Genomic DNA, 22,486 nt, shown 5'->3' on the forward strand with positions numbered 1-22,486 from the left:
TGAGGTTGTACTTCGGATACTGCTGTTTTTTAAGACTTCGGTGATGCGGTACAGGGGTGTTCAGGCGTTGCCCGGACGGAACGGCTTGCCCAGCGATGCGGGCATGTTCAGGCGAATCCAGGCCGGGTTGCGCGAAATCAGGGCCAGCACGACGATGGTGGCGGCGTAGGGCAGCATCGACAGGAATTGCGACGGCACCGATACGCCGATGCCCTGCAGGTAGAACTGCAGGATCGTCACGCCGCCGAACAGCCAGGCGCCCACCAGCACGCGGCCCGGCCGCCACGTGGCGAACGTGGTCAGCGCCAGCGCGATCCAGCCACGGCCTGCGACAAGGTTTTCCACCCACATCGGCGTGTACACCAGCGACAGGTAGGCTCCGGCCAGCCCGCAGCAGGCACCGCCGAACAGCAGCGCGCCAAAGCGGATCCAGCGCACCGGATAGCCCAGCGCATGCGCCGATTCTGGCGATTCGCCGATGGCGCGCAGCGTCAGGCCGGCGCGCGTGCGGAACAGGAACCACATGATGGCAAAGCACAGCAGCAGGCTGACATACACCATCCAGTGATGCTGGAAGAATGCCGGGCCGATGAACGGGATGTCGGCCAGCCCCGGGACGGCACTGGCCTTGGCCGGCATGGCGTAGCCCACGAACCGCTGTGCGATGAACGCGGACAAGCCGGTGCCGAAGATCGACAGCGCCAGGCCGGTGGCTACCTGGTTGGTGGCCAGCACCAGCGCCAGCCACGAAAACAGCGTGGCCATCAGCATGCCGGCCCCAGCGCCGGCGACGAAGCCCAGCAGCGGGGATTGGGTCTGATACCCGACCATGAAGCCGAAGGCGGCGGCCACCAGCATCATGCCTTCGGCACCCAAGTTCAGCACGCCGGCGCGTTCGTTGACCAGCAGGCCCAGCGCGGCCAGCAGCAGCGGGGTGCCGGCGTTGATCGCGGTGGCGATCAGGGGAGCAAGTTGTTCCATATTGTTGTCAGCTCCGGATCAGGCGGCACGCGCACGCCAGCGCAGGTGGTTGTCGATCAGTGTGTCGCAGGCCAGCAGGAAGAACAGCAGCATGCCCTGGAACACCCAGCCCAGCGCCGACGGCAGGCCCAGCCGGGACTGCGCCATTTCGCCGCCGATATAGAACAGCGACATCACGATGCCGCCGAACACGGCGCCCACCGGATGCAGCCGCCCGACGAAGGCCACGATGATCGCGGTAAAGCCATAGCCGGGCGAGATCGACGGCAGCAGCTGCCCGATCGGCCCGGTCACCTCGAACGCGCCGGCCAGCCCCGCGAAGGCGCCCGAGATCATCAATGCCGTCCACAGCACGCTGCGCGACGAGAACCCGGCATAGCGCGCGGCCAGCGGCGCGGTGCCGCCCACCTGCAGGCGGTAGCCGGCAAAGCTGCGGAACACGAACACGGTCATGACGGCCACCAGCGCCAGCATCACGGCAAAGCCCATGTGCAGGCGCGAACCGGGCAGCAGGTTGGGCAGCAGGAACATCGACGAAAACACCTTCGACTGCGGGAAGTTCATGCCGTTGGGGTCCTTCAGCGGACCGTTGACCACCCACAGCAGCAACTGCTGGGCGATATAGGTCAGCATCAGCGACACCAGGATCTCGTTGGCATTGCAGCGGTCCTTGAGCAGCGCCGTCAGCGATGCCCACAACATGCCGCCGACGCAGCCGGCCAGCGCGGCCAGCACCAGCACCACCGGGCCGCTCCAGGTGCTGCCGGGCGTATCGAACCAGAGCACCGTGGCGCCGGCCAGGATGCCGCCGGCAATCAGCTGGCCATCGGCGCCGATATTCCAGACGTTGGCGCGATAGCAGACCGAAAGCCCGAGCGCGCACAGCACCAGCGGCACGGTCTTGAGCAGCACCTCGCCAATCGCGCGCTTGTCCTTGAGCGGATCGACCAGGAATACCTTGAGGCCCGCCACGGGGTCCTTGCCCAGCGCCAGGAACAGCAGCGCGCCGAACAGCAGCGTCAGCACCAGCGCGAACACGGGCGAGGCATAGGCCATCGGGCGCGACGGCGCGCCGCGCGGGGCCAGCACAACGGGAGATAGCACTTTAGCCATGGCTCGGCACCTCCGCGTCGGCGTGGTCGCGCCGGCTGGCCGGCCCGCCTTCCCACAGCCCGCTCATCCACAGGCCCACCTGCTCGCGCGTGGCGATATCCACGGGAATCGACGGCGACAGCTGGCCCTTGGCAATCACGTGCAGGCGGTCGCAGATGGCGAACAGTTCGTCGAGTTCTTCGGATACCACCAGCACCGCGCACCCGGCGGCCTTCAGCGACAGGATCTCGTTGTGGATCTGCGCGGCCGCGCCGACATCGACGCCCCACGTGGGCTGCGCCACGATCAGCACCTTCGGGCCGGCCTCGATCTCGCGGCCGACGATGAACTTCTGCAGGTTGCCGCCCGACAGGCTGCGCGCCAGTGCCGCAGGCCCGCTGGCCTTGACGCGGAACCGGCTGATGATGCTGGCGGCCAGGCCTTCGGCTGCCCTGGGCGACACCATGCCGCCCTGCACGTAGGGCGGCGTCTGGTGCGACAGCCACACATTCGACGCCAGGCTCATGCCCGGCACCGCGCCACGGCCGAGCCGTTCCTCGGGCACGAAGGCCAGCCCCGCACGGCGGCGGCCGCGGGCATCGAGCCGGCCCACGGGCTTGCCGTCCAGATCGATGGCTGCGCCGGCCGTGCGCGCATCCTCGCCGGACAGCGCAGCCAGCAGCTCCTGCTGGCCATTGCCCGACACCCCCGCGATGCCGACGATTTCGCCGGCGTGCACGTCCAGTGCAATGTGTTGCAGTTCCGTGGCGAACTGGTGGGCGCGCGGCATCGACAGGTTGCGCACCGACAGCTTCACCGCGCCGCGCTGGGTGGCCACACGCGCTTCGCGCGGCGGTTCGCCACCGATCATCAGCCGCGACAGCTCGGCCGCGCTTTGCTGGCGCGGGTCGCAATTTCCGGTCACCCGGCCCATGCGCATCACGGTGGCGTGGTGGCAGAGAGCTCGGATTTCGTCCAGTTTGTGGCTGATATAGAGGATGCTGGTGCCTTCGGATGCCAGCTGGCGCAGCGTGACAAACAGCGTTTCCACGGCCTGCGGCGTCAGCACCGAGGTGGGTTCGTCCAGGATCAGCAACTGCGGGTTTGCCAGCAGCGCGCGCACGATCTCCACGCGCTGGCGCTCGCCCACGGACAGGGTATGCACGTGCCGTTGCGGTTCCAGCGGCAGACCATACCGCTCGGCCGTGGCGCGGATGCGTTCCGATAGCTGCTTCAGATTGCCGGCATCGGCGGGCGACAGGCCCAGTGCGATGTTCTCGGCCACGGTCAGCGTGTCGAACAGCGAAAAATGCTGGAACACCATGGCGATGCCCAGGTTGCGGGCGTCGTGGGGGCTGGCGATGGAAACCGGCGCCCCATTGAAGTGCATCTCGCCGGCGTCGGGACGTACCGCGCCGAAAATGATCTTCATCAAGGTGGACTTGCCGGCGCCGTTTTCGCCAAGGACGGCGTGGATCTCGCCGGGCGCGACGGTCAGGCTGACGTCGTCGTTGGCGGTCACGCCGGGATAACGCTTGGTGATATGCGCAAGCGCCAGCCTGGGGGGGGATTGTGATGTCACTGAGGCGGCTCGAATTGTTGTGGCAGCAACGTTCTGTTTTTCAGGCACGTGACGACGGCTGTGCGTGGCGCAGCATCGCCGCGAGGCAGGTCGTCATCATCATGATTGCGTGATGCCCGGAATTTGGGGTGGATTATATAAGTGCGTGGGGGCTGGACGGACCACTTTGGCCCTCCAGCCATGCCCCACAACGGGTACCGGGAGGTTGCAAGTCGCGTGCCGGCCACAGCCGCAAAGAAAAACCGCCGCGCTGCCGGCTAGGGCAGGGCGGCGGTCAGGGTTGACCCGAATCAGTTGTCCGTGTCAGGCGGCGCTGGCGGGGATCGTCGCAAACCGGCCGTCTCGGAAATCGGCCAGCGTCTGGTAGATCTGATCCTGCGTGTTCATCACGAACGGGCCGTACTGCGCGATGGGCTCGTTCAGCGGCTGGCCCGCGATCAGCAGGAAGCGGGTGTCCTCGTCCGCGGTGACCACCACGCCATCGGACTCGCCCGCGTTGTCCAGCACGCCCATGCGCTGCGCTTCCACCACCGCGTCGCCGATCGTCACGGCGCCGCGATAGACGTAGACAAACGCGTTATGCCCGGCCGGCAGGGCCTGCGTGAACGACTGGCCAGCCGGCAGATGCACGTCCAGGTACAGCGGTTCGGTGACCGGACGCGTCACGGCACCGGCCACGCCATGCGAGGCACCGGCCAGCACGCGCACCGTGCCGCCCGACGGCAGTGCCACGGTCGGGATTGCCGCCGCCGGCATGTCGCGATACCAGGGCGTGGTCATCTTGTCCGCCGCCGGCAGGTTCAGCCAGAGCTGGAAACCTTCCATCCGGCCGTCTTCCTGCTCCGGCAATTCCGAGTGCACGACGCCGGAGCCGGCCACCATCCACTGCGCGCCGCCGTTTTCCAGCAGGCCTTCGTGGCCGGCGCTGTCGCGGTGGCGCATGCGGCCGGCCAGCATGTACGTGATGGTCTCGAAGCCGCGGTGCGGGTGATCGGGGAAGCCGCCGATGTAGTCGTCCTTGTTGTCGGTGCCAAAGGCATCGAGCATCAGGAACGGGTCGAGCCGGCGTTGCAGGTTCTGCGTCAGCACGCGGGTCAGCTTCACGCCGGCGCCGTCAGACGTGGCGATGCCGCGAACCACGCGATCCACGGCGCGCGAACGCTGCACGGTTTCCGTGGCGGTGGCCGGAACGGTGGCGATACGGGTGGTCATGTGAAATCTCCAGTTGGGACGGCCTGGAAACCCTGGCTTCCGGCCGTCGTGTCTACCCCCACAATTTAAGGGTTTGGCGAGAAAGCGGTAGAGGGTCGGCGGGCAACAGATTGTTCTGTAGGTGGAACGAATCGGCGTTGATCGATAGCGTGAATGCAACGAAGCCGGGTTCGGAAATTTCGCGCGAAACCGCGTTATTTCGGAGACGGAAACGGTGAAGATGACAGGATCGCAGAAGTTGTGTAGAATAGCGGTCTCTTTGTCATCCGTTGCCAAAAATTGCTGTGGTCGGGGCTGCACCCCGAACCCCGCAATCCGTTGTCTGGCAACGGCCGATTGACCGGCGGCGCCATACCGACACGACATCTGTCGGGCATCAATCGCCGCCACTGGCCAACCTTTCCGGGTTGCGCCGCTCCTGCGGGTTTGGGCTTCATGCCTGGACCCCATCAATCGGGTGTTTCGCCGGTCTCCACGCCGGTGCCGCACCCAATAGTCCGTCCGCTGGCAATCGTGCCGGTCATGGCGGCAAGGCAATCTGAACCAGGGCCCCGGCGGGCACCCCATCGACATTTCCGCCGGCCCTTTTGTTTTCCGCATCCGGGATGTGGTGATTCATGCATTTGCATTGGCATTGGCATGGTTGGCCGCCCCGGGGTTGGAGAGGGGAAATATGTCAAAACGAACCATCCGGGCGTTGGCCTGGGGGGGCGTCGTTGCCGTTGCGGTGGCCGGACTGGTCGCGTGGATCGGCGTTGACGTCATCCATCAGTACCAGGACCGCCTGTTCTACGACGTGGCCGACCATCTGCGCCTGGTGGCGATCTCGATGGCACTGGCCCTGCTGACCGGCGTGCCGGCCGGCATCGCGCTGAGCCGCCCGTGCATGCGCCGCTGGGCCGACCGGCTCATGCAGGTCTTCAACATCGGCAATACCGTGCCGTCGCTGGCGGTACTGGCCCTGGCGCTGGCCGTGCTGGGCATCGGCGAGCGTCCGGCGATCCTGGCGCTGTGGCTGGCCTCGCTGCTGCCGATCGTACGCAATACGTACGAAGGGCTGCGCACCGTGTCGCCCGCCCTCAAGGAAGCCGCGCGGGGCATCGGCATGACGCCGTGCCAGCGCCTGGTGCGCGTGGAACTGCCCAACGCGCTGCCCGTGATCCTGGCCGGCGTGCGCATCAGCCTGGTGATCAACGTGGGCACCGTGCCGCTGTCGTTCCTGATCGGCGCGAACAGCCTGGGCGAACTGATTTTCCCGGGCATCTACCTGAACAACCAGCCGTTGCTGTTGCTGGGCGCCGCCGCTACCGCGCTGCTGGCCCTGGTGCTGGACGCGCTGTTCGCCGCCGCCGGCCAGATCTACCTGCGGCGCCGCGGGCTGGCGCAGTGAGGAATCGTATGAAATCCAAATCCGTGAATCGTCTGGTGGAAGGCCGCGTGTTCTGGCTGGCCGCCGCCATCGGCATCGCGCTGGCCGCGCTGCTGCTGACCACGGCCCCGGCGCGCGCGCAGGAAGGCGCGGGCCCGGTGCGGGTGGGCGGCAAGAACTTCACCGAGCAGCTGATCCTGTCGTCGATGACCACGCAGTACCTGAAGGCCAAGGGCATCGACACGACGCTGACCTCGGGGCTGGGCAGCACGCTCATGCGCCAGGCGCTGGAATCGGGCCAGCTCGACGTGGTGTGGGACTACACCGGCACCGCGCTGATCGTGTTCAATAAGGTCGAGGAAAAGCTCGACGGCCCGGAAAGCTACAAGCGCGTGAAGACGCTCGATGCCGCGAAGGGCCTGGTCTGGCTCGATGCCTCGCAGGTCAACAACACCTACGCATTTGCCATGCCGAAGGAGCGCGCCGGCGATATCCGCACGCTGTCGGCCTATGCCGAGAAAATGCGCGCCGAGGGCGAGAGCACGAAGCATCCGCTGGCCGTGGACATGGAATTCGCCGCGCGCCCCGACGGCCTGGAGCCGCTGAAGGCCGCGTACAAGCTGCCGTTCACGCGCAAGGACGTGATCCAGCTCGATCCGGGCCTGGTCTACACCGCGCTCAAGAACAACCAGGTGGACCTGGGGCTGGTCTACACGACCGATGGCCGCGTGAAGGGCTTCGACCTCGTCCTGCTGGAGGACGACCTGCATTACTTCCCGCCGTACAACGCGGTGCCGGTGGTGCGCCGCGCCGTGCTCGACGCGTATCCGCAACTGGGCGGGCTGCTCAACGCGCTGGCAGCAAAGCTCGACAACGCGGCGATGACCGACATGAACTACAAGGTCGACATCGACCAGCAACCCGTGGACAAGGTGGCAGGCGACTTCCTGCGCAGCCACGGCCTGATCTGAGGAGTGCCGCATGGATCTGCTGACTTACCTTCACCATAGCTGGCCGACACTGCTGCGGCTCACCGGCGAGCATCTCGCGCTGGTGGGCTCCGCGGTGGGCATGGCCATCGTGATCGGGGTGCCGCTGGGCATCCTGATCACCCGCCACCGTTTTCTGGCCACGCCGTTGCTGGCGCTGGCCACCGTGGTGCTGACGCTGCCGTCGATCGCGCTGTTCGGGCTGATGATCCCGATCTTCGCGCGCTTCGGCCACGCGCTGGGCTACGTGCCGGCCGTGACGGCGGTGTTCCTGTACTCGCTGCTGCCGATCATGCGCAACACGTACACCGCGCTGACCCATATCGATGACGGCATCCAGGAAGCGGGGCGCGGCATCGGCATGACCACGTGGCAGCGCATGCGCCTGGTGGACCTGCCGCTGGCCGTGCCCGTGATCCTGGGCGGCGTGCGCACGGCGGTGGTCATGAATATTGGCGTGGCCACCATTGCCGCCATCATCGGCGCCGGTGGCCTGGGCGTGCTGATCCTGCAGGCGATCAGCCAGAGCAACATGAGCAAGCTTGCCGTGGGCGCCGTTCTCGTGAGCCTGCTCGCCATCGTGGCCGACGTCGCGCTGCAAAGCCTGCAGCGTGCCCTGACACCGAAAGGAATCCGACAATGATCGAACTCGACAAACTCACCAAGGCCTTCCCGCAGAAGGACGGCACCGAAGTGCGCGCCGTCAACGAGGTCAGCATGACCGTGCCGCGCGGCGAGATCTGCGTGTTCCTGGGGCCGTCAGGCTGCGGCAAGACCACCACGCTGAAGATGATCAACCGGCTGATCCAGCCGACGTCGGGCACAGTGCGCATCGACGGCGAGGACACCACCGGCATCGACGGCGTCACGCTGCGCCGCAAGATCGGCTACGTGATCCAGCAGATCGGCCTGTTCCCGAACATGACCATCGAAGAAAACATCATGGTCGTGCCGCGCCTGCTGGGCTGGAACAAGAAGCAATGCCGCGAACGGGCGCGCGAGCTGATCCGCATGGTGCAGCTGGACCCGGACAAGATGCTCAAACGCTATCCGCGCGAGCTGTCCGGCGGACAACAGCAGCGGATCGGCGTGATTCGCGCGCTGGCCGCCGACGCGCCCGTGCTGCTGATGGACGAGCCGTTCGGCGCGGTGGATCCGATCAACCGCGAGAGCATCCAGAACGAGTTTTTCCAGATGCAGCGCCAGTTGGGCAAGACCGTGATCATGGTGTCGCACGATATCGACGAGGCCATCAAGCTGGGCGACAAGGTGGCCGTGTTCCGCGCCGGCCGGCTGGTGCAGTTCGACCATCCCGACGCGCTGCTGGCCCATCCGGCCGACGACTTCGTGCAGGCCTTCGTGGGCCACGACAACACGCTCAAGCGCCTGCTGCTGGTGCGCGCCGGCGACGCGGCCACGCTGCCGCCTAGCTGCCGCCCCGACATGACGCTGGCCGAAGCGTTCGGCGTGATGGACGATGCCGACGTGCGCCACCTGCCCGTGGTGGACGACGCCCAGCGCGCGCTGGGCTACGTGACGCGCCGCGACGTGCGCAACGCGCTGGCCAAGGGCGGCCAGTGCGCGGACGTGATGCGCCAGTTCACCACCACGGCCGCATTCGACGAGCACCTGCGCATCGTGCTGTCTCGCATGTACCAGCACAACACGAGCTGGCTGCCGGTGATCGACGGGGACGGCGTCTACCTGGGCGAAGTCACGCAGGAATCGATTGCCGACTACCTGAGCTCGGGCCGCTCGCGCGGCACCGCGCCGGTGATCCAGCCGCCCGCCAGTTCGCCGGTGACGACGATCGGGCCGGCGCCCGTAGTGGCGCCGCAGAAGGATCGTGTTGCGGCTTGAACGGCAAGCGCATCCCTCACGACACCATAAAAAAACGGCCGCTCGTCACAGAGCGGCCGTTTTTCATTCATCCAGCAAAACCGATCACGCGTGGCCCAGTTCGCCGTCCTTCAGGCGCCACACATTCAGCGGATTGCCGTCCTTCAGCGCGTCCGGCAGCAGGTCGGCCGGGAAGTTCTGGTAGCAGACCGGACGCAGGAAGCGGTCCAGCGCCGTGGTGCCCACCGACGTGGTGCGCGTGTCCGAGGTGGCCGGGAACGGGCCGCCGTGGACCATCGCGAAGCACACTTCCACGCCGGTCGGGAAGCCGTTGAACAGGATACGGCCCACCTTGCGCTCCAGGGCCGGCAGCAGCCTGGCGGCAATGGCATGGTCGCCGGCATCGGCCTGGACCGTGGCAGTCAGCTGCCCTTCGAGGATGCGGGTGACATCCACCAGCGCGTCGGCGTCCTTGCAGACCACCAGCACGGTGGACGGGCCGAACACTTCGGCATGCATGCGGTGGTCGGCCACGAACTTGTCGGCCGACGTTTCGAAGAACACCGGGCGGGCCTGGTTCGGGCCCGTGGCGTCCACGCCGCAGGCGGCGCGGGTCAGGCCCGAGATTTCCGACAGCTGGGCCACGCCACGCTCGAAGGCGGCGTGGATGCCCGGCGTCAGCATGGTGGCGGCCGGCTTGCCGGTCAGCGCGCCATGCGCCGCGGCGCGGAATGTCTCCAGCGCCGGGCCTTCGATGGCCAGCAGCAGGCCCGGGTTCGTGCAGAACTGGCCCACGCCCATCACCAGCGAATCGACCAGGTCGCGGGCGATCTGCTCGCCGCGGGCGGCCAGCGCCTCGGGCAGCAGGTACACCGGGTTGATGCTGCTCATTTCGGCGTAGACGGGGATCGGCACCGGGCGGCTGTTGGCCACGTTCATCAGGGCCAGGCCGCCGGCGCGCGAACCCGTGAAGCCCACGGCCTGGATGACCGGGTGCGCCACCAGCGCCGTGCCGATGGCGTTGCCCACCCCTTGCACCAGCGAGAACACGCCTTCGGGCAGGCCAGCATCGGCCACGGCCTTCTGGATCACGCGGCCCACCAGTTCCGACGTGCCCGGGTGTGCCGGGTGTGCCTTGGCGATGACCGGGCAGCCAGCGGCCAGCGCCGAGGCGGTGTCGCCACCGGCCACCGAGAAGGCCAGCGGGAAGTTGCTGGCGCCAAACACGGCCACCGGGCCGATGGCGATGCGCTGCATGCGCAGGTCGGGGCGCGGTGGGGTGCGCTCGGGCAGGGCGCTGTCGAGTGTGGCATCTTGCCAGCGGCCATCGCGCAGCACGCGTGCGAACAGCCTCAGCTGACCGGCGGTGCGGCCGCGTTCGCCTTGGAGGCGGGCGATCGGCAGGGCGGTTTCCAGATGCGCGCGCTGGATCAGGGCGTCGCCCAGGGCCTCCAGCCCGGCGGCGATCGATTCCAGGAATGTGGCGCGTTGCTCGGGGGACGTGGCGCGATAGGTGTCGAACGCGGCTTCGGCCAGCGCGCAGGCACGGTCTACATCGGCCGAGGTGCTGCCCTGGTAGGCCGGTTCGAGGCTTTCGCCCGTGGCCGGATTGATGCCGTAAAAGGTGGTTTCGGTGCCGCGAACGGCAGAGGCGCCGATCAGCATTTCGCCAGTCATCGTCATGATCTTGGGTCCTGCGGGAAATTGGGAAAGGAAGGCCAGAACACCGTCACGCAGGGCAAAGGCAGCCAGGGGTGGCTGTCATGAGTGTGCCTGCCGCAGTGCGTCTCGCCGTGGAAATGTTGTCAAGCCATCGTCGTAAGACATCATATGACATTGCGGGGCGCCTAGCAACCGCGTCGCCTGCCGGGGAAACGGTCAGGCGATGCACGGGGTTCAGGTCGGGGACCCGGCTGCCGCGGACGCCTTGCGCAGGCGTTCGCGGCTGTTGGTCAGGTGCATGCGCATGGCGGCCTTGGCGGCTTCCGGATCACGTCGCTCGATCGCATCGAAAATGCTCTCGTGCTCGAAGCTCACGCGCTCCAGGTACTGCTCGCGCTCGGGCTGGCTCACCTGCAGCCGGCTGCGCGGGATCACCATGGTGCCCAGGTGGCCCATGATGTCGGTGAAATAGCGGTTGCCGGTGGCGCGGGCAATCGACAGGTGGAATTCGAAATCCGAACCCACCGCGTCGCTGCCCTCGGCGGCGTTGCGCTTCATGTCGTCCAGCGCGCGGCGCATGGCGCGCAGCTGGTCGTCGCTGCGGCGCGTGGCGGCGAGGCTGGCGGCTTCGGCTTCCAGGCTCACGCGGAATTCGAGCATGGCCAGCACGTCCATGGCCGTGACCATCGCCGATGGATCGATGCGGAACGGCGAATGGGTCTCGATGGGCCGGTTCAGCACGAAGGTGCCGATGCCGTGGCGCGTTTCCACCAGGCCGCTGGCCTGCAGGCGCGACAGGGCTTCGCGCACCACGGTGCGGCTCACGCCGAGCGTGGCCATGATTTCGGATTCGGTCGGCAGCTTGTCGCCCGGCTTGAGCTGGCCTTGCTGGATGCTCTCGGTCAGGTTGCCGACTACTTCTTCAGCAAGCGTGCGGCCACGGCGGCGCAGGGGAGCGGGCGAAGTCATCGAAGCGTTGGACATGGGCGGGCACGTGTTGGAACCATTGTGGGGATGACCCTGACGGCGGCAATGTTGACCGCGCAGGTACGCGCTCATTATACTGCGTCATAAGTCATACGACGACCGATAACGCACAGGAACTTGCCGCCACGAAACCGTTGTGGCAGCACGATCGCCTCGCCCCACAGGTCAACTAATATATTAGCGTATGAGCAGCAGACAGCAGGGCGCATTTCCGCACATCAACGGGGAAGCGCGAACCCGGCGGCCCAGACACCAGGAATCGGAGACCCTCCACATGAACGCAACTTCCAAAGCCCCGGGCGCCTTGCCCGCCACGTCTTTCACGTCGGTCACGCCCGTCGTGACCGAACTGACCGTGGTGCCCGTCGCTGGCCACGACAGCATGCTGATGAATCTGTCGGGCGCACATGGCCCGTACTTCACCCGGAACATCGTCATCCTGAAGGACAGCGCGGGCAACACCGGCGTGGGCGAAGTGCCCGGCGGCGAAAGCATCCGCCAGACGCTGGAAGACGCGCGCCCGCTGGTGGTGGGGCAGGGCATCGGCCAGTACCTGGCCATCCTGAACAAGGTGCGCGAACAGTTTGCCAGCCGCGATGCCGGTGGGCGCGGCCTGCAGACGTTCGACCTGCGCATCACCATCCACGCCGTCACCGCGCTGGAAGCGGCGCTGCTGGACCTGCTGGGCAAGCACCTGCAGGTGCCCGTGGCCGCGCTGCTGGGCGAAGGCCAGCAGCGTGACGCCGTGGAAATGCTGGGCTACCTGTTCTATGTGGGCGACCGCAGGAAGACCACGCTCGACTACCGCACCGAACCCGGCGCCGACAACGCGTGGTTCCGCGTCCGCAATGAAGTGGCGATGGATGCCCAGGGCGTGGTGCGCCTGGCCGAAGCGGCCTATGAGCGATACGGCTTCAACGACTTCAAGCTCAAGGGCGGCGTGCTGAGCGGCGACGAGGAAATGGAAGCGATCCTCGCCCTGCACGAGCGGTTCCCGAAGGCGCGCGTCACGCTGGACCCGAACGGCGGCTGGCTGCTGAAGGACGCGATCCGCCTGTGCCGCGACAAGCACGGCATCCTGGCCTATGCCGAAGACCCCTGCGGCGCCGAGGACGGCTATTCGGGCCGCGAGATCATGGCCGAATTCCGCGCCGCCACCGGCCTGCCGACCGCCACCAACATGGTGGCCACCGACTGGCGCCAGATGGGCCATGCGGTGCGCCTGCAGTCGGTGGACATTCCGCTGGCCGACCCGCACTTCTGGACCATGCAGGGTTCGGTGCGCGTGGCGCAGATGTGCTCGGAATGGGGCCTGACCTGGGGCTCGCATTCGAACAACCACTTCGACATCTCGCTGGCGATGTTCACGCACGTGGCCGCCGCCGCGCCGGGCCGTGTCACCGCCATCGATACGCACTGGATCTGGCAGGACGGCGAACACCTGACGCGCCATCCGCTGAAGATCGAAGGCGGCCTGGTGCAGGTGCCGAAGACCCCGGGCCTGGGCGTGGAACTGGACATGGACGCGCTGGCGCGCGCCAACCGCCTCTATCAGGAAAAGGGCCTGGGCGCGCGCGACGACGCCATCGCCATGCAGTTCCTGATCCCCAACTGGAAGTTCAACAACAAGATGCCTTGCATGGTGCGCTGATCGACGTATCGGCCACATATTCAGAGAAGCCGCACAGCTTTCGTTCAAAGCAGGAGACAACAACATGATGTACACCTTCACGGCCGCCCCGCGCGCGGCTTTTGCTTCCATGTGGCTGCGCCGCCTTGCCGGCGTGGCCGTGGCGCTGGCGGCCGGCATGACGGTCAGCACCGCCGCCATGGCATCGGGCACCGCCTGGCCGCAACGTGCGGTCTCGGTCGTGGTGCCGTTCCCGGCTGGCGGGTCCACCGACACCATCGCGCGCCTGCTGGCCCAGCCGCTCAACGAGAAGCTTGGCCAGCCGTTCGTGGTGGATAACCGGCCGGGCGCCACCGGCGCCATCGGTGCCACGTTCGTCAAGCGTGCGCCGGCCGATGGCTACACGATGCTGGTGGCCTCGATTGGCGTTTTTGCGGTGAATCCGTTCCTCCAGAAGAACCTGCAGTACGACCCGGCCAAGGATTTCGACCTGCTGACGGTGGCCGTGCGCGCACCGAACGTGCTGGTGGCGAACCCGAACTTTCCGGCCAGGTCGCTGCAGGAACTGGTGGCCTACATGAAGAAGAATCCTGGCAAGGTGTCGTTTGCCAGCTCGGGTGCGGGCTCGTCGGATCACCTGACCGCCGCGCTGTTCTGGCAGAAGAGCGGTACCGAAGGCCTGCACGTTCCGTACAAGGGAGGTGCGCCGGCCATCTCCGACCTGCTGGCGGGCCAGGTGGATGTGTCGTTCCAGAACATCAACGCGGTGCTGCAGCATATCCGTACCGGCAAGCTCAAGGCACTGGCTGTGACCTCGGACAAGCGGTCGTCGGTGCTGCCGAACGTACCGACCATGGCCGAGGGTGGCGTCAAGGACGTGGATGTGTATTCGTGGCAGGGCGTGGCCGCGCCCAAGGGGCTCCCGGCTGACGTGAAAACCCGGCTGCACGGCGCCATCGTCGGCGCGCTCAAGGACCCTGGCATGCAGAAGAAGCTCAGCGAGCAGGGCTTCGAGGTCGTCGCCAACACGCCGGAACAGTTCGCCGAGTTCGAAAACCAGGAACTCAAACGCTGGAAGACCGTGATCGAGCAAGGCAGGATCACCGCCGAGTAATGCCTCCACGGAAGTTGCTGGACATTGGCCCCGCCTGCATGGCGGGGTTTTTCTTTGGGCGCCCGATGGCTCGCTGCGGGATTGCCTCCAAGCCCCGCCTGAAGTGGGGGTATCCCAGCCTCGGCCTCAACTATCGCGGGACATGTCCGATAACGATTTGGGCAGTGCCAGGCCAGCGGCATGCCGAAAATCTGACAAATGTGATCGGTGCCAGTAGTATTTCGCCCTTTTGCTATTGATGAATCTGGGCCGCTGGTCCATGTTGCCGGGTCGGCAAATGGCCGACCCTTGACGCTATCTGGAGAAATTGAAGTGAGGAATCTGAAGAGCTGCTGCCTGGCCGGGATCGTGGCCGCCATGGGCCTGGCCGGTTGCGCGACCGAAACGTCGACGGCCCTGCCGGTACAGAAGGTGGAAAGCGCGAGCCGCCCGTTCAACGGCGTGCGCACCCCGATCGCGGTGGGCAAGTTCGATAACCGCTCGAACTACATGCGCGGCGTGTTCTCGGACGGTATCGACCGCCTGAGCGGCCAGGCCAAGACCAGCCTGGTGACGCACCTGCAGCAGACCAACCGCTTCAACGTGCTGGAGCGCGAGAATCTCGACGAGATCAAGCGCGAAGCCGCCATCAAGAACCAGGCCCAGAAGCTCAAGGGCGCCGATTTCGTGGTCACTGGCGATATCACCGAGTTCGGCCGCAAGGAAGTGGGCGACGTGCAGCTGTTCGGCATCCTGGGCCGTGGCCGCGAGCAGGTGGCCTACGCGAAGGTCAACCTGAATATCGTCAATATCAGCACGTCCGAAGTCGTGTACGCCACGCAGGGCGCGGGCGAATACAAGCTGTCGAACCGTGAGGTGATCGGTTTTGGCGGAACGGCGAGCTTCGACTCGACGCTCAACGGCAAGGTGATGGACCTGGCCATGCGCGAAGCCGTGAACAACCTGGTGAACGCGATCGAAAGCGGGGCCTGGAAGCCCGTTCAGCAGTAAGTCGTTACCAACAAAAAGCGAGAAAAACATGAAGCAATGGGTCACGCTGCGCAACGCGGCGTTTTTGTCGGCGGCCGGCCTGCTGGCTGGGTGCGCCGGTCCGCAGTCCATGTACCAGTGGGAAGGCTACCAGTCGCAGGTCTACGAGTACTTCAAGGGTGAGTCGAAGGAAGCGCAGATCACCGCGCTGGAAAGCGGCCTGGAAAAGATCAAGGCCAAGGGCGGTTCGGTGCCGCCGGGTTATCACGCCCAGCTTGGCATGCTCTACCTGAACGTGGGCAAGGGCGACCAGACGGTCAAGGAATTCCAGACCGAAAAGACGCTGTTCCCCGAGTCCACGCCGTACATGGACTTCCTGATGCGCAACATGAAGACCGACGAGCGCAAGGAAGCGGGGTCCGCCACCGCACCGCAGACCAGGGCTGAAACCACGGCCGCCGCCAGGTCTGACGTCACCGCAGGGAGCACCAAATGATGCGCCGCCTTCTGACCTGTATCGCCACCCTGGGCACGGCCGCGCTGTTCGCCGGCTGCGCCGTGCCGACCACGCAGGTGAATTACGCCGCGTTCAAGCAAGCGCGCCCGCGTTCGATCGTGGTGCTGCCGCCGCTGAACGAGTCGCCCGACATCAAGGCCACCTACGCGATGCTGGCGCAGGCCACGTATCCGCTGGCCGAATCGGGCTACTACGTGCTGCCGGTGGCGCTGGTCGACGAGACGTTCCGCCAGAACGGCCTGACCGTGCCCGGTGATATCCATACCGTGCCGGTGCCCAAGCTGCGCGAGATCTTCGGGGCCGACGCGGCGCTGTATGTGACCGTGACCGACTACGGCTCGCGCTACCAGGTGCTGAGCAGCGTGACCCGCGTGGCCGCGAAAGCCACGCTGGTGGACCTGAAGACCGGCGATGAACTCTGGAGCGGCAGGGCGGTGGCGGCGCAGGACAGCAGCAGCAGTGGCGGTGGCCTGATCGGCATGCTGGTCACGGCAGCCATCAACCAGGCGATGAACCACCTGACCGACGCCAGCTATCCCGTGGCCGGCACCGCGAGCGCACGCCTGCTGTCGGCCGGGACGCCCAACGGCCTCCTGTACGGCCCGCGTTCGCCGAAGTATCAATCTGACTGAATCGGACTGAGTCGGACCGATCTGGCCGCCTGCGGGCGGCCAACAAAAAATGCCGCGGCACTGGCTCCAGATCGGAGCGGTGCCGCGGCATTTTTCGTTTGTCTGGCGGAAGCGGTGAGATTCGAACTCACGGATGGGTCACCCCATCGGCAGTTTTCAAGACTGCTGCCTTAAACCACTCGGCCACGCTTCCTTTCGGGTTGGATACCGGGCGCGGCATGTCATCCGTCATGCCCGGCCGCGCATTATACAAGGTCGCAGGGCCTGGCAGTGTGCGGCTTGATGGGCGCATGACAGGTCGCATGGTTGACGGCTCCATGACGGCTTCGGCCCGGAATGGGCCAGGCACTGGCGCATTTGTCGGTCTTTGTCGGACAGCGCGGAACCATGTTGGGGCTGTAAGGTTCCTAGAAAGGTCGATTTGCGGGCGCTTGCCGCGCAGGTCCACCTTTCCAAACGCCTCAATCAGCTATCAGAGGAGAATTGATCATGCAGGAACAACACAAGGACAACAAGGACACGCCGAGGTCGTGGCTGGCGCTTGGCGGCCTGGGCGCACTGGCGCTGGCCGCTGGCCTGGCCGGCTGCGCGCAGCCCGGTTACGGCGGCTACGGCAACTACAACACGGCCCCGCCTCCGCAGCCTTATCAGCAGCCGGGCACCAACAGCTACCAGGCGCCGAGCGGTTCGGTCTTTACCGGACGCGTGGAATCGATCGAGCCGATCCAGACGACGCAGGGCAGTTCGGGCCTGCTGGGCACCGTGATCGGCGGCGCGGCTGGCGGCCTGCTGGGTCACCAGGTCGGCGGCGGACGCGGGCAGACCGCGGCCACGATCGTCGGTGCCGTGGGTGGCGCCGTGGCCGGCAACCAGATCGAGAAGCGCGCCGGCAGCAGTACGTCGACCGCCTACCGCGTGAACGTGCGGCTTGACGATGGCCGCGTGGCCACGGTGACGCAGAGCAATCTGGGCAATCTGCGCGTGGGTGACCGCGCGCGCGTGGCCAACGACATGGCGACGCCGTACTGATCGTCAGTCAGCCAACGCAGTACATAGTAAAAGCGCCACACCTGATCAGGGTGTGGCGCTTTCGCTTTGGATTCGACTTCGTCGAACGACCATGAGCCATGCCGGCTCAATCCTTCAGGAACATCTCCTGCAGGTCATTGAGGAACCGGCGGCCCAGTTCGGTCGGCTTGATCGTCGTGGGGTCTGCTTCGAGCAGCCCCTTTTTCTCCGCCGCGGCCAGTTGCTTGCCGATCGTGTGCAGGGGCAGGCCGGTGTAGTCGTGGAAGCTCGATGCCGGCACGCCGTCGGTCAGCCGCAGCGCGTTGAGCATGAACTCGAACGGCAGTTCGTCCGCGCCAACTTCGCGGGCTTCCTGCACGGCGTTGCCGGCCATGGCCTGTTCCATATAGGTGGCCGGATGCTTGTGGCGCATCTGGCGCAGGATACGGTTCGGAAACGACAGCTTGCCGTGCGCGCCGGCGCCGATCCCCAGGTAATCACCGAAACGCCAGTAATTGAGGTTGTGCCTGGCCTCGCGATGCGGGCGGGCATAGGCCGACGTTTCGTAATGGCGAAAACCCGCCTGTGCCGTGCGGGCCTCGATGATGTCCTGCATCTCGTAGGCGATGTCCTCGTCCGGCAGGGCCGGCGGATACTTCGCGAACAGCGTGTTGGGCTCCAGCGTCAGGTGGTACAGCGACAGGTGCGTGGTGCCATAGGACAGCGCGGCTTCGAGATCGCGCACGCATTCGTCGATGGTCTGGCCGGGCAGGGCGTACATCAGGTCCAGATTGACGTTGTCGAAGTGCTTCAGCGCGATGTCGATGGCCGCCCGCGCTTCACGCTCGCCGTGGATACGCCCCAGCGCCTGCAGGTGCCGGTCGTCAAAGCTCTGGATGCCGATCGACAGCCGGTTGATGCCGCTGGCCCGGTAGCTCGCGAAGCGTTCGGCCTCGAACGTGCCCGGGTTGGCTTCCATCGTGATCTCGGCGTCGGCATCGAGCGGCAGCAGCGCGCGGATGTCGGACAGCAGGCGGTCCATGCCCGCCGCCGACAGCAGGCTCGGCGTGCCGCCGCCGATGAACACCGTATGCACCGGGCGGCCCCACACGAGCGGCAGCGACTGCTCCAGGTCGGCGCGCAGCGCATCGAGATACATGTCCTCGGGGATGTCGTGACTGTCGTTCTTGCCCGGTGCCGCATGCGAGTTGAAATCGCAGTACGGACATTTGCGCACGCACCAGGGGATATGGACATACAGCGACAGCGGCGGCGAGCCGGGCAGGGCGATCTGGCCCGGTTTGAGCCAGAGCTGCTGGTTGCCGGCCGGCGACACGTCAGCCGGCTTGCCGCTGCCGGCAGGGATGATCGGGATCATGCGCCTACCCTGAGACTGGCGGCCTGCAACCGTGCCACCAGCCCTTGCAGGGCCAGCGCGCGATGGCTGATGCTGTTCTTCTCGTCCGCGCTCAGTTCGGCGGCCGTCTTGCCGATCCGGGGCAGCAGGAAGTGCGGGTCATAACCAAAGCCGCCCGCGCCGCGCGGGGCGTCCACCACTTCACCCGCCCACGTGCCTTCGGCGATGATCGGACGCGGATCGTCGGCATGGCGCACCAGCACCAGCACGCAGTAATAGTGGGCGTGGCGGTTCAGCTTGCCCGCCAGTTGCGAAATCAGGTGCGCGTTGTTGGCGGCATCGGACTTCGGCTTGCCGACCATCTGCGCGTAGCGGGCCGAATAGACGCCGGGCGCGCCATCGAGGGCGTCCACGCAGATGCCCGAGTCGTCGGCCAGCGCCGGCATGCCCGACAGGCGGCTGGCATGGCGGGCCTTGGCCAGCGCGTTTTCGACGAAGGTGACGAACGGCTCCTCGGCTTCCGGAATGCCCAGCTCGCCCTGCGGCACGACGTCGAATCCGAGCGGCGACAGCAGCGCGCTGAATTCGCGCACCTTGCCGGCGTTGTTGGAGGCCAGGACCAGGCGTTGCATCGTCATTCCCTCCCGCGCGTCAGAGCCCAAGCGCCTGCTTCTGGTGGCGCACCAGTTCGGCGATGCCGGCTTCGGCCAGGCGCGTCATGGCGTCGAGGTCGGCGCGGCTGAACGGCGCGCCCTCGGCCGTGCCCTGGACTTCGACAAAACCGCCGCTGCCGGTCATCACCACGTTCATGTCGGTGTCGCAGGTGCTGTCCTCGGCATAATCGAGGTCCAGCACCGGCACGCCATCGACCATGCCGACCGATACCGCGGCCACGAAGTCGCGGATCGGGCTGGCCGGGATCGCGCCGCTGCGCAGCATGGTGCCGATGGCGTCATGGGCGGCCACGAAGGCGCCGGTGATGGCGGCCGTGCGCGTGCCGCCGTCGGCCTGCAGCACGTCGCAATCAAGATGGATCGTATATTCGCCAAGCGCGGACAGATCGAACACCGAGCGCATGGCCCGGCCGATCAGGCGCTGGATTTCCTGGGTGCGGCCGGTCTGCTTGCCGCGTGCGGCCTCGCGGTCCGACCGCGTATGCGTGGCGCGCGGCAGCATGCCGTATTCGGCGGTGACCCAGCCTTCGCCGCTGCCCTTCTTGTGCGGCGGCACCTTGGCCAGCACGCTGGCCGTGCACAGCACCTTGGTATCGCCAAAGGCACTCAGTACCGAACCTTCGGCGTGGCGGGTGTAGTGACGGGTCAGGCTGATGGGTCGCAGCGCGTCGGCCGCGCGTCCGCTGGGTCGCATGGGGAATCTTTCGTTGGAATCGGGTAAGACCGCGATTCTAACGCCGGCGGGGCGATCTTGCGTCCTTGCGGGCTGCCTGGCGTGTCAGCGCATCAGGTTCGAGGTCTTGTCGATGGCCGCGCGGATCTCCGCGATCGAGCGCTCGATTTCTTCCTCGGACAGCAGGTCGGTGTCGGTGCCGGTACGTTCCAGGATCGACGTGGTAAACGCGTTCAGCGGCAGCGTGTCGGTGAGCACCGCGTCCTCGTTGGGCACGGTGGCGTCCGCCTCCCACATCATGGCAATGGCTGTGGTGTTGTCGGCACCTTCGCCGGCGTTGGCCAGGGCCTGCTCGATCAGGTCCGGGATGGCGTGGACGACCGACAGGTGGGTCACCTTGTCGACGATGACCTTTTCGTCCAGCACGCCCCACAGGCCGTCCGAGCACAGCAGCGCCACATCGCCCGGCTCCAGCCGCACCGGGCCGCCGATATCGATCAGCGGCAGGTTGGGCGACCCGAGGCAGTTGTAGAGCTTGTTGCGCTCCGGGTGGTTGGCCACTTCCATGGGCAGCACCCGTTCCTGCTGAAGCAGGTTCTCGATCTTCGAGTGGTCGCGTGTGCGGGTCAGCAGTGCGGCCTTGCGCATCAGGTAGAAGCGCGAATCCCCGGCGTGGGCCCAGTGGATCTGGCCGTTCTGGATCAGGCAGCAGACCACCGTGGTGCGGGGCACATCGGGCAGCTTGTTGGCTTCGGCGTAGCGATGGATCTCGCGGTGCGCCAGCATGACCGTGTCCTGCAGGAAGTCTGCGGGGTTGCGGATCGACGGGCGGGCCTGCGACTGGAACTGGCGTGCCAGCGTCTGCAGCGCCTGCTGCGCCGCGACTTCGCCAAAGGCATGGCCGCCCAGGCCATCGGCCAGCACCATGAGCAGGGCATCGCGTGTGAAGCAATAGCCCATGCGGTCCTGGTTGATCCGGCGGCCGCCTTTCCGGCTTTCCTGATAGACGGAGAATCGCATTGCGGTAATTCGTGTCGGGTTCGTGCGTTAGTCGCCGCTTCGGCCGGTTTCTTCGGCGTGAACGGGCTTGGCGGCGGTCGGCTTGTCGATGCTCTTGTCTTCGCGACGCCGCAGCAGCGTCATGAAGCGGCTGGTGGCATTGACGCGTTCGCCGGTCGTCGCCGCCGGGGCGCTGGCCGCCGCGGCGGCCGATTGCTCGCCCAGCGCATTGCTCTGGTCGCGCAGCTCCTTCTGAAGCCGGAACACGCTCTGCGGCCGTTCGGACGGCGTCAGGCGCAGGCACCACTCGACCAGGTCGACCAGGCCATTGGTGTAGGTGGCGCGCAGCCGCGTGAAGGATTCGGCCATGCGGTCTTCCTTCTCGCGCTGGTTGGCCTCCTGCGGCGGCATGCCGGCCATGCACGCGTACAGCGTGGCGCCCAGGCTGTAGATGTCAGTCCACGGGCCCAGTTCGGAATGCTTGCCATAGAGTTCGGGCGCCGCGAAGCCGGGGGTGTACATCGGCTGGAAGCGCGCGTTTTCCATGGTCAGGATCTGCCGCGCCGCACCGAAATCGAGCAGGATCGGCGATTCGTCCTCGCGCAGATAGATGTTGCCGGGCTTGATGTCCAGGTGCAGCAGTTTGTGAATATGCACTTCGCGCAGGCCGCTCATGAGGTCGTGGAAGACCTTGCGGATGAACCGTTCGCGCAGCACCTTCGACTTGCCTTGCTGCCGGGCCTGCAGGATATGCTCCTGCAGCGTCTTGCCCAGCTCGTAGTTCATCACCATGTAGACCGTGGAGTTCTCGCGGAAGAAGTTCACCACGCGAACCACGCTGGGGTGCGAAATACGCGCCAGCGAGCGGCCTTCCTCGAAGAAATACTTCAGGCCAAGGCGAAACGAGGCGGCATTTTCGTCGGGGACGACCGGAATCAGTTCGCCGGGATTGCGGCGCGCCAGCGAAGACGGCAGGTATTCCTTGATGGCAACCGGGGCGCCGGTCTCGTCGGTGGCGAGGTAGACGAAACTGAACCCCCCGCTGGCCAACTTCTTTACAATACGGTAGTTGGCAAGCAGCGTGCCGATAGGGAGCGGCGCGCTCTTGGGTTGGTTGGCGCCCTTGGACTCTGTCATAGGATTCGGGACCTCATTTGCTCCCGGATTCTCCGGTCTAATCGGTCACTTGTAAAGAAATCA

The 22,486-nt window shown here is 66.2% G+C and carries 21 protein-coding genes and 1 tRNA gene; 10 read left to right on the forward strand and 12 right to left on the reverse strand.

Going from position 1 to position 22,486, the window contains the following annotated elements:
• Positions 1-60: 60 nt before the first annotated feature.
• From D9X30_RS12415 to D9X30_RS12430, 4 genes are all read right to left on the reverse strand, one after another.
• A complete protein-coding gene (locus D9X30_RS12415; protein WP_153947511.1) occupies positions 61-981 on the reverse strand; it encodes an ABC transporter permease in 921 nt (306 codons plus the stop codon).
• 18 nt (positions 982-999) lie between these two features.
• Complete coding sequence (locus D9X30_RS12420; RefSeq protein WP_153947512.1) at positions 1,000-2,094, reverse strand: ABC transporter permease; 1,095 nt, start codon at positions 2,092-2,094, stop codon at positions 1,000-1,002.
• Entirely contained in the window at positions 2,087-3,655 is a 1,569-nt protein-coding gene (locus D9X30_RS12425) for an ABC transporter ATP-binding protein (protein WP_249640947.1), read from the reverse strand. The genes D9X30_RS12420 and D9X30_RS12425 overlap by 8 nt, the downstream gene beginning before the upstream one ends.
• A gap of 303 nt (positions 3,656-3,958) precedes the next feature.
• On the reverse strand, positions 3,959-4,867 hold the full coding sequence (locus tag D9X30_RS12430) for a pirin family protein (protein WP_153947513.1): 909 nt from the start codon (positions 4,865-4,867) through the stop codon (positions 3,959-3,961).
• Between the two features lie 673 nt (positions 4,868-5,540).
• Here D9X30_RS12430 and D9X30_RS12435 point away from each other — a divergent pair.
• The 4 genes from D9X30_RS12435 to D9X30_RS12450 are packed head-to-tail and all read left to right on the forward strand — an operon-like array spanning position 5,541 to position 9,085.
• Positions 5,541-6,257, forward strand: a complete 717-nt coding sequence (locus D9X30_RS12435; protein ID WP_153947514.1) for an ABC transporter permease — start codon at positions 5,541-5,543, stop codon at positions 6,255-6,257.
• Between the two features lie 8 nt (positions 6,258-6,265).
• Positions 6,266-7,207 carry a glycine betaine ABC transporter substrate-binding protein gene (locus tag D9X30_RS12440; protein WP_153947515.1) on the forward strand — a complete coding sequence of 314 codons (942 nt, stop codon included), beginning with the start codon at positions 6,266-6,268 and terminating at the stop codon, positions 7,205-7,207.
• A 10-nt stretch (positions 7,208-7,217) separates the two neighbouring features.
• The gene (locus D9X30_RS12445) at positions 7,218-7,868 is read left to right on the forward strand and encodes an ABC transporter permease (protein ID WP_153947516.1); all 651 of its coding nucleotides are present in this window, start codon (positions 7,218-7,220) and stop codon (positions 7,866-7,868) included.
• Positions 7,865-9,085, forward strand: a complete 1,221-nt coding sequence (locus D9X30_RS12450; protein WP_153947517.1) for an osmoprotectant ABC transporter ATP-binding protein OsmV — start codon at positions 7,865-7,867, stop codon at positions 9,083-9,085. The genes D9X30_RS12445 and D9X30_RS12450 overlap by 4 nt, the downstream gene beginning before the upstream one ends.
• Before the next feature lie 84 nt (positions 9,086-9,169).
• On the opposite strand, the gene D9X30_RS12455 is transcribed toward D9X30_RS12450, so the two are convergent.
• Positions 9,170-10,747 carry an aldehyde dehydrogenase (NADP(+)) gene (locus tag D9X30_RS12455; RefSeq protein WP_153947518.1) on the reverse strand — a complete coding sequence of 526 codons (1,578 nt, stop codon included), beginning with the start codon at positions 10,745-10,747 and terminating at the stop codon, positions 9,170-9,172.
• A gap of 213 nt (positions 10,748-10,960) precedes the next feature.
• Positions 10,961-11,710 carry a FadR/GntR family transcriptional regulator gene (locus D9X30_RS12460; protein WP_153947519.1) on the reverse strand — a complete coding sequence of 250 codons (750 nt, stop codon included), beginning with the start codon at positions 11,708-11,710 and terminating at the stop codon, positions 10,961-10,963.
• Positions 11,711-11,987: 277 nt separating this feature from the next.
• Here D9X30_RS12460 and gudD point away from each other — a divergent pair, with 277 nt between their 5' ends.
• From gudD to D9X30_RS12485, 5 genes are all read left to right on the forward strand, one after another.
• Positions 11,988-13,364, forward strand: a complete 1,377-nt coding sequence (gene gudD, locus D9X30_RS12465) for a glucarate dehydratase (RefSeq protein WP_153947520.1) — start codon at positions 11,988-11,990, stop codon at positions 13,362-13,364.
• Positions 13,365-13,431: 67 nt separating this feature from the next.
• Positions 13,432-14,457, forward strand: a complete 1,026-nt coding sequence (locus D9X30_RS12470; protein WP_153947652.1) for a tripartite tricarboxylate transporter substrate binding protein — start codon at positions 13,432-13,434, stop codon at positions 14,455-14,457.
• A gap of 357 nt (positions 14,458-14,814) precedes the next feature.
• Positions 14,815-15,447, forward strand: coding sequence for a CsgG/HfaB family protein (locus tag D9X30_RS12475; RefSeq protein ID WP_153947653.1), 633 nt, complete (start codon positions 14,815-14,817; stop codon positions 15,445-15,447).
• 28 nt (positions 15,448-15,475) lie between these two features.
• Positions 15,476-15,922: a DUF4810 domain-containing protein gene (locus D9X30_RS12480; protein WP_153947521.1), complete on the forward strand. Its 447-nt coding sequence runs from the start codon at positions 15,476-15,478 to the stop codon at positions 15,920-15,922.
• Positions 15,919-16,575, forward strand: coding sequence for a DUF799 domain-containing protein (locus D9X30_RS12485; protein ID WP_153947522.1), 657 nt, complete (start codon positions 15,919-15,921; stop codon positions 16,573-16,575). Before D9X30_RS12480 ends, D9X30_RS12485 begins: the two co-directional genes overlap by 4 nt.
• 103 nt (positions 16,576-16,678) lie before the next feature.
• On the opposite strand, the gene D9X30_RS12490 is transcribed toward D9X30_RS12485, so the two are convergent.
• Positions 16,679-16,768, reverse strand: a tRNA-Ser gene (locus D9X30_RS12490).
• Between the two features lie 296 nt (positions 16,769-17,064).
• On the opposite strand from D9X30_RS12490, the gene D9X30_RS12495 reads away from it, so the two are divergent.
• Positions 17,065-17,604, forward strand: coding sequence for an outer membrane lipoprotein (locus tag D9X30_RS12495; protein WP_228770876.1), 540 nt, complete (start codon positions 17,065-17,067; stop codon positions 17,602-17,604).
• A 106-nt stretch (positions 17,605-17,710) separates the two neighbouring features.
• Here the strand turns inward: D9X30_RS12495 and hemW are convergent, their stop codons facing one another.
• The 5 genes from hemW to D9X30_RS12520 form a co-directional block, all read right to left on the reverse strand.
• On the reverse strand, positions 17,711-18,961 hold the full coding sequence (hemW, locus tag D9X30_RS12500) for a radical SAM family heme chaperone HemW (protein ID WP_153947523.1): 1,251 nt from the start codon (positions 18,959-18,961) through the stop codon (positions 17,711-17,713).
• Entirely contained in the window at positions 18,958-19,572 is a 615-nt protein-coding gene (rdgB, locus tag D9X30_RS12505; protein WP_153947524.1) for an RdgB/HAM1 family non-canonical purine NTP pyrophosphatase, read from the reverse strand. Before rdgB ends, hemW begins: the two co-directional genes overlap by 4 nt.
• A 19-nt stretch (positions 19,573-19,591) precedes the next feature.
• On the reverse strand, positions 19,592-20,308 hold the full coding sequence (rph, locus tag D9X30_RS12510; RefSeq protein ID WP_153947525.1) for a ribonuclease PH: 717 nt from the start codon (positions 20,306-20,308) through the stop codon (positions 19,592-19,594).
• Between the two features lie 84 nt (positions 20,309-20,392).
• Complete coding sequence (locus D9X30_RS12515; RefSeq protein ID WP_153947526.1) at positions 20,393-21,307, reverse strand: PP2C family protein-serine/threonine phosphatase; 915 nt, start codon at positions 21,305-21,307, stop codon at positions 20,393-20,395.
• A 27-nt stretch (positions 21,308-21,334) separates the two neighbouring features.
• Positions 21,335-22,423: a serine/threonine protein kinase gene (locus D9X30_RS12520; RefSeq protein ID WP_153947527.1), complete on the reverse strand. Its 1,089-nt coding sequence runs from the start codon at positions 22,421-22,423 to the stop codon at positions 21,335-21,337.
• Between the last annotated feature and the right edge of the window lie 63 nt (positions 22,424-22,486).

This window comes from Cupriavidus sp. U2 (assembly GCF_009663685.2).
In the GTDB taxonomy this organism is placed as follows: domain Bacteria; phylum Pseudomonadota; class Gammaproteobacteria; order Burkholderiales; family Burkholderiaceae; genus Cupriavidus; species Cupriavidus necator_C.

Excerpts from the sequence above, each read along its gene's own strand:
- D9X30_RS12415 (WP_153947511.1), bottom strand. The coding sequence starts at position 981 with ATGGAACAACTTGCTCCCCTGATCGCCACCGCGATCAACGCCGGCACC.
- D9X30_RS12420 (WP_153947512.1), bottom strand. The coding sequence starts at position 2,094 with ATGGCTAAAGTGCTATCTCCCGTTGTGCTGGCCCCGCGCGGCGCGCCG.
- D9X30_RS12430 (WP_153947513.1), bottom strand. The coding sequence starts at position 4,867 with ATGACCACCCGTATCGCCACCGTTCCGGCCACCGCCACGGAAACCGTG.
- D9X30_RS12435 (WP_153947514.1), top strand. The coding sequence starts at position 5,541 with ATGTCAAAACGAACCATCCGGGCGTTGGCCTGGGGGGGCGTCGTTGCC.
- D9X30_RS12440 (WP_153947515.1), top strand. The coding sequence starts at position 6,266 with ATGAAATCCAAATCCGTGAATCGTCTGGTGGAAGGCCGCGTGTTCTGG.
- D9X30_RS12445 (WP_153947516.1), top strand. The coding sequence starts at position 7,218 with ATGGATCTGCTGACTTACCTTCACCATAGCTGGCCGACACTGCTGCGG.
- D9X30_RS12450 (WP_153947517.1), top strand. The coding sequence starts at position 7,865 with ATGATCGAACTCGACAAACTCACCAAGGCCTTCCCGCAGAAGGACGGC.
- D9X30_RS12455 (WP_153947518.1), bottom strand. The coding sequence starts at position 10,747 with ATGACGATGACTGGCGAAATGCTGATCGGCGCCTCTGCCGTTCGCGGC.
- D9X30_RS12460 (WP_153947519.1), bottom strand. The coding sequence starts at position 11,710 with ATGTCCAACGCTTCGATGACTTCGCCCGCTCCCCTGCGCCGCCGTGGC.
- gudD (WP_153947520.1), top strand. The coding sequence starts at position 11,988 with ATGAACGCAACTTCCAAAGCCCCGGGCGCCTTGCCCGCCACGTCTTTC.
- D9X30_RS12470 (WP_153947652.1), top strand. The coding sequence starts at position 13,432 with ATGTACACCTTCACGGCCGCCCCGCGCGCGGCTTTTGCTTCCATGTGG.
- D9X30_RS12475 (WP_153947653.1), top strand. The coding sequence starts at position 14,815 with ATGGGCCTGGCCGGTTGCGCGACCGAAACGTCGACGGCCCTGCCGGTA.
- D9X30_RS12480 (WP_153947521.1), top strand. The coding sequence starts at position 15,476 with ATGAAGCAATGGGTCACGCTGCGCAACGCGGCGTTTTTGTCGGCGGCC.
- D9X30_RS12485 (WP_153947522.1), top strand. The coding sequence starts at position 15,919 with ATGATGCGCCGCCTTCTGACCTGTATCGCCACCCTGGGCACGGCCGCG.
- D9X30_RS12495 (WP_228770876.1), top strand. The coding sequence starts at position 17,065 with ATGCAGGAACAACACAAGGACAACAAGGACACGCCGAGGTCGTGGCTG.
- hemW (WP_153947523.1), bottom strand. The coding sequence starts at position 18,961 with ATGATCCCGATCATCCCTGCCGGCAGCGGCAAGCCGGCTGACGTGTCG.
- rdgB (WP_153947524.1), bottom strand. The coding sequence starts at position 19,572 with ATGCAACGCCTGGTCCTGGCCTCCAACAACGCCGGCAAGGTGCGCGAA.
- rph (WP_153947525.1), bottom strand. The coding sequence starts at position 20,308 with ATGCGACCCAGCGGACGCGCGGCCGACGCGCTGCGACCCATCAGCCTG.
- D9X30_RS12515 (WP_153947526.1), bottom strand. The coding sequence starts at position 21,307 with ATGCGATTCTCCGTCTATCAGGAAAGCCGGAAAGGCGGCCGCCGGATC.
- D9X30_RS12520 (WP_153947527.1), bottom strand. The coding sequence starts at position 22,423 with ATGACAGAGTCCAAGGGCGCCAACCAACCCAAGAGCGCGCCGCTCCCT.